At 60.2% G+C, this 5,615-nt stretch carries 4 protein-coding genes and 3 pseudogenes; 3 read left to right on the top strand and 4 right to left on the bottom strand.

Translation table 11 applies throughout. The features are described from left to right. Together JOZ76_RS29775 and JOZ76_RS29770 are read right to left on the bottom strand one after the other, a co-directional pair. A partial coding sequence (locus JOZ76_RS29775) for a DUF892 family protein (protein WP_291704817.1) occupies positions 1–141 on the bottom strand: 141 nt, incomplete at its 3' end. 8 nt (positions 142–149) lie between these two features. Then, positions 150–986 (bottom strand): annotated as a pseudogene (locus JOZ76_RS29770) (IS630 family transposase); the annotation flags it as partial. Positions 987–1,097: 111 nt separating this feature from the next. Between JOZ76_RS29770 and JOZ76_RS29765 the strand changes: the two are divergent. The 3 genes and pseudogenes from JOZ76_RS29765 (at position 1,098) to JOZ76_RS38410 (ending at position 3,635) form a co-directional block, all read left to right on the top strand. Beyond that, positions 1,098–2,173 (top strand): annotated as a pseudogene (locus tag JOZ76_RS29765) (IS630 family transposase). Positions 2,174–2,617: 444 nt separating this feature from the next. Next, the gene (locus JOZ76_RS38420; protein WP_441300126.1) at positions 2,618–3,253 is read left to right on the top strand and encodes a DUF2934 domain-containing protein; all 636 of its coding nucleotides are present in this window, start codon (positions 2,618–2,620) and stop codon (positions 3,251–3,253) included. Between the two features lie 256 nt (positions 3,254–3,509). Continuing rightward, positions 3,510–3,635, top strand: coding sequence for a hypothetical protein (locus JOZ76_RS38410; RefSeq protein ID WP_366112878.1), 126 nt, complete (start codon positions 3,510–3,512; stop codon positions 3,633–3,635). 33 nt (positions 3,636–3,668) lie between these two features. Here JOZ76_RS38410 and JOZ76_RS29745 read toward each other — a convergent pair whose 3' ends face one another. Both JOZ76_RS29745 and JOZ76_RS29740 read right to left on the bottom strand, forming a co-directional pair. Next, the gene (locus tag JOZ76_RS29745; RefSeq protein WP_291704816.1) at positions 3,669–4,769 is read right to left on the bottom strand and encodes a DNA topoisomerase IB; all 1,101 of its coding nucleotides are present in this window, start codon (positions 4,767–4,769) and stop codon (positions 3,669–3,671) included. Between the two features lie 102 nt (positions 4,770–4,871). Beyond that, positions 4,872–5,479, bottom strand: a pseudogene (locus JOZ76_RS29740) (ATP-dependent DNA ligase). Positions 5,480–5,615: the final 136 nt, after the last annotated feature.

Genomic DNA, 5,615 nt, shown 5'->3' with positions numbered 1-5,615 from the left:
TTGGGTCTCCTCGAGATGGTTCTTGAGACCCGCGACGAGGTCGCGGTTCGTCGCCTTGTCGATCATCTTGGGTAGCGATTTCAGAATCTGCTGTTCGGCATAGTAGATGTGTTGCAAGCCATGCAGCAGTAGATCCTCCATCGTTTTAATTGCACGTTGGGGTGGGCCTTGAGCCAATGCTCGTTCTTCTTGTGGGTGTTGAGATTGTCGAGGATGACGTGAAGCTTCCGGTTCGGAAAAGCCGCGGTGACGCCGTCCATGAAGTCGAGAAACTCGACGCGGCGCCGGCGTTTTGAGTGCGTTGCGATGATCTTTCCGGTGGCGACTTCGAGCGCTGCAAACAGCGTTGTCGTGCCATGCCGCTTGTAATCGTGGCTCTGGCCGGTCAAGGCGCGACCATTGGGCAACTTCAGATAACCCTGCGCTCGCTCCAATGCCTGGATCGAGGGCTTCTCGTCCACGCACAGCACAATGGCCCTCGCCGGCGGGGCGACATAGAGGCCGACAACATCGGCGGCTTTGGCCGTAAAGTCCGGGTCGTTGCTCTCACACCAGGACTTGCGAGCCGCGAGGTCAATCTTGTGGCTGCGCAGGAACCGACAGACATATTGCACGTCAACATCGCCCAGCGCCTCGGCCAGCAGGGGTCCGGTCCAGCGTGCGAACCCGTCCGGCGGCGGCTGGTCCAGCAGCTTCAGAATCCGCTTGTCGGTGGCCTTCGTATAGATCGGCTGCTTGCCCGGTCGCGGCTTGTCTTGCAGCCCTTCAAGGCCTTGGTCGGCATAGCGATGCCGCCATAGGCTGACAATCCGCGGCTGGACCCCAACTTCCTTGGCGATCGACCGGGTGCTGCGCCCATCCGCCGCCAACAGAACTATCCGCGCCCGCTTCAAATCGCGCTGCAATGTCGTCGGTGAGCGGCAGCACTCCTCAAGCACCTTGCGATCTTTCTTCGAAAGGTGGACTTCTCTTGCTTCGGGTATCATCCCGATCTTGAATCACGACTCACGTTCCAAGAAAAGTGGATACTAGTGTCCCGTCCGCAAATGTTGACTAATATCTGTGTGGGTCACTGATTTGAGTGCAGGATCACTGGAATGGCGCGGCCAATCAAGCGTTTGCAAGCGGAGCCGGGGGTGGTGGCGGAGTTGCGGCGCAGATCGCGTGCGTCGACGAGCACGGTGCGCGAACGGGATCGTGCCGACATGATCCTGCTTCGGCTCGACGGTGTGAGCGTCACGGAGGCAGCGGTTCGTCTGAAGTCAACGGCAAAGCGGGTTTCGACCTGGTCGAAGCGCTTTGAGGAGCACGGGCTTGATGGGCTGGAGGACGAACCAGGACGGGGTCGCAAGCCGTCGGCGAGCAAGGTCCAGCGCGTTGTGACGGAGGTGACGCGGCCTCCGAAGGGCCGCAAGCGCTGGAGCGTGCGCAGCATGGGCCGCCACGCCGGCGTGTCGCACAGCACTGTGCAACGGGTCTGGTCGAAGAACGACCTGAAACCGCATGTCACGAAGACTTTCAAGCTCTCCAACGATCCGAGCTTCGAGGAAAAATTCTGGGATGTCATCGGTCTCTATCTTGCCCCCCCATTGAAGGCCTTGGTTCTTTGCTGCGACGAGAAGAGCCAATGTCAGGCGCTGGAACGGACGCAGTTGTCGCTCCCGCTCGCGGCGAAGCGGCCACGCACAATGACGCACGATTACAAGCGCCACGGAACGATTACTCTGTTCGCGGCCCTCAACGCTCTGGAAGGCCGTCTGATCACTCGCACCGAGAAACGGCATACGCACGTCGAATGGCTGCGCTTCCTGAAACAGATCGACCGCGAGACGCCGAAGGATCTCGACATCCATCTCATCCAGGACAACTACGCGACGCACAAGCACGCCAAGGTCAGCGCTTGGCTCAAGCGGCATCCACGCTTCAAGATGCACTTTACGCCGACTTCATCGTCCTGGATGAACCTTGTCGAGCGCTTCTTTGCCGATTTGGATGCCGATGTCATCCGACCGGCAGCTTCGCATCGGTTGGCGAACTCGTCCGCGACATCGAGGCCTATCTCGACGACCGCAACGCCAATCCGAAGCCCTACAAGTGGAGAGCCAAGGGCCAGGTAATCCTCGAGAAAATCCGCCGCGCCCGCGCCGCCCTCAACAAAGCGAGCGCCGCATGAGTTATTGGTCGCCAATTGAGAGTCGGGACACTAGTATCTCTCGGCGAGATCCGGCAGCCGGGCGGGAAGCGCGTGATCGCTTTCGCAGGCGAGGGCGATTTCGATCCGGCCGCACTTGAGAGCAACACGTTCGAGATCGAACGGCCGCCACGGAGCGGCCGCCGCCAGGCATTTCCGGAAATAGATCGCACTCAGTGGTTTGATCCCAAAGCTGCGCGAGCGAAGGTGCTTCCCGCACAAGTCGAATTCCTGGGCCGCCTTTCTGCGATCACAGGTCGCTGATCACCCAAAGCGGCATCGCGCAAAATAGGCAACTACCGGAACGAAAATATCGGGACGCGAATTATGGCTATGGAGACGGAATCCGGAGTGGACAGTCACCAGCATGGCCATACGGCGTAGCGCCCGTATGGTCTTGCATCCGTTGAGACAGCGAGTCCAGATGTGTCCAGTCCGACCGATGACCAAATCCGAACGCGTGCCCACCAGCTGTGGGAGCTTGCCGGCAAGCCCGAGGGCCGGGATGATGAATTCTGGCACGAAGCCGAGCGTGAACTTAAGGACGGCGCAACGAACCAACCCGGACGAGAAGTCCCAAACCTTCCTCGAGTGACAGTACGGCCCGCCGAACGTGAGATCGCCATGCGATGCTCGTTGAAATTCCTAGCGCTGGGAGCAATCGCCATATCCCATGGAAGTCAAGCCGTATCGCTCGGTGAGTTCAATCCGCACAACCGAGTCCTGGTGATCTCGGCCCCCGCAGGGGACGCCGCGGCCGAAGAGCAGCGCCGAATCTATCGGTCGGCGGCCCACGGCATGGCTGAACGCGACATTGTCCTCGCCGAGGCAGAGGACGATAGCGAGCGTTCTAGGCAAATCCGCTCGCGGGTCTCGGCGGACGGCAAGCATTTCCAGGTATTCCTCGTCGGCAAGGGACGGGCACACAGCGCTCTCGTCCGAAAAGCCGTTGACGGCCGATTATCCCTTCGGGAAGGTCGGTGCCATGCCTATGCGCCGCGACGAGATGCGGCGGTCACGGTAGATGGTGCAAGCTGCGCGCGGCAACGAAGCGGTATTTAGGAATAACTTCGGCAGGCAGGTTGCCGCAAAAGCGCGCGGGACAGCCTGCCGAGCTCGCGAGGGCCTGCGTGATACTCGCCGATCCTCTATCGCGCTATGCGTCTGGCACGACCGTTGCGGTGACCCGCAGAAAGCCGTTAATCTGAAATGGCCGGCCTCAAGCACCCAGTGACGCCCGACGGGCGATACTTCGTCGTCCGCGCCAAGTTATGGCGTATGAGCGATCCGAATTCTCGAGCCGCGGGAGCGCGCTCGGTTGGTGAACGATCTCATGAACGGCGGCCGCGCGGTCAAGGAGGCCAAGAACGCAGGCGACCAGGATGCGGAGGCGCCGCCCACCGGCTCGTCGACGAGGCGCCCGACTTCAACGGGCACGCGGTGAAAAACAGCCCGTACGCCGAATGGTACGCCGCGTTCACGCGGAACTCTTCAGCGCCTGCAGGCGGCGGTGAAGAAACGCCAGTACCATGATCTCGTCGGCCGTGAGCTTGGCGTACTGACGCTTAAATTTCTGCGCGACCTTGGCATCGAGCATCTTGGCGAGATCGCCAGACATGTACGCGCACAGGATTTCGGGGTGCACGTAGCTCTTTCGGCAGATGGCCGGGGTGTTGCCGAGTTGCTTGGCCACCTTCTCGATCGCGGCAACGACGTTGCGCTTGGCCTCCGCCTGGCTGTCATACTTTCTGAAGTCTGCCAGTGCGAGCGCTGCAAGCACCGTTCCCGCCCACGTCCGAAAGTCCTTGGCGCTAAAATCCTGCCCAGTGATGTCCTTGATGTAGCCGTTCACCTCTCCGGAATCGACTGTGCGGGATGTGCCGTCGTCATCCAGATACTTGAACAATTCGTGCCCGGGGATCTCCGCGCAACGCTTCACGATGGCGGCGATACGCCTGTCCTCGACTTGGAGCTTCCACTGCTTGCCCGACTTACCGGTGAAGTCGAACCGCAGGACGCCGCGTCCGATAGCCACATGCTTGCGGCGCATGGTGGTCAGCCCGTAGGACTTGTTCTTCTCCGCATACTCCGCGTTACCGACGCGGATGAGCGTTTTCTCGAGGAGGCTGACGATCGTGGCGAGTACCTTTTCACGGGGCAGGCCGTCACGCTTCATGTCCGAGGCGACGCGGTCGCGTAGGGCGGGCAGAGCTGCCGCGAACTGCATCACGTGCTCGTACATGTTCTGCTCGCGCAGTTCACGCCATTTGGGATGGTAACGGTACTGTTTGCGTCCGCGCGCATCGAGCCCGGTCGCTTGGATGTGACCGTTGGGCGAGGGGCAGATCCACACGAATTCGTATGCCGGCGGGATGCCGATCGATTTGATCCGGCGGATGATGGCTTTATCCGTTATCCGCTTTCCGTCCTTGTCGTAGTAACTGAACGACGTGCCGGTGCGCTTGCGGCGGTAACCGGGAGAAGCATCGCTGACGTAGCGAAGGCCTTCCACCGCGATCGCCGAAGCGACCTCCGCCGTGCGGTCGAGAACCTCTTCCTTGGCCGTCTCACGAAGCACGTCCAACTCCGGCAAGTTACTGAAGACCAATAACGTGTTCAGTTTCATAAGGACGAATAGACCTATTTGTTCCACGACGCTGGATTGCTCGAGCTTCGATGGCTATCGTCGCGGTCGCTCCCGTTCACGCACGACGTCCTTCGCGTTCTTGTCGGTCCTCAGACCCAAATAGACAGGCTGTCGCAACTCGCCCTTACTGGTCCATTCCGCGAACTTCACTTCGGCCACCAGGGACGGCCGGACCAGGTCGTCACAGCTTCGTCTTTCACCTTGACGCGGAAAGGAGACCGCGTCGACTTCAGTTTCACAAGCTTTCGGTGGAGCGCTTCGAGCGTGGTGTGGCTGAAGCCGGTCCCGACATGTCCGATGTACCGCCAATCTTCTCCATCTCTGACGGCGAGGACTAGGGCGCCAAAGTATGGCCTTGTTCGCTTTGGTGCCGTGAAACCCGCAATAACAACCTCCTGCCGCTGCGTAGTCTTCACCTTGAGCCAGTCGACTGTTCGGATTCCGGAGGAGTACGGGCTGTCGGCGCGCTTTGCCATGATGCCTTCGAGGCGCTTGCGCTCGGCCTCGGCAAAGAACTTCTTGCCGCTGCCTTTGCGGTGGCTGCTGAAAGCAATAAGCTTATGACGCGGCAGTTTAGCCTTCAGGCGCTTCTTGCGTTCAAGCAGCGGCAGCTGGCGAAGGTCTTCGCCGTCCGCAAACATGAGGTCGAAGGCGCAGTAGAGAAGTTTGGCTTCGTAACGAAGCGCGTTCTGAAGGAGCTGAAAATGGGAAACGCCATCCATGGGATCGTAAGGAGTTTCGGCTTCGCGATCGTGAAAAGGCGCTCTACGACGAGGA

Source organism: Bradyrhizobium sp., assembly GCF_019244115.1.
GTDB lineage: Bacteria > Pseudomonadota > Alphaproteobacteria > Rhizobiales > Xanthobacteraceae > Bradyrhizobium.
The sequence above is the reverse complement of the archived record's forward strand: the minus strand, read 5'-3'. Positions and strand labels throughout refer to the sequence as shown.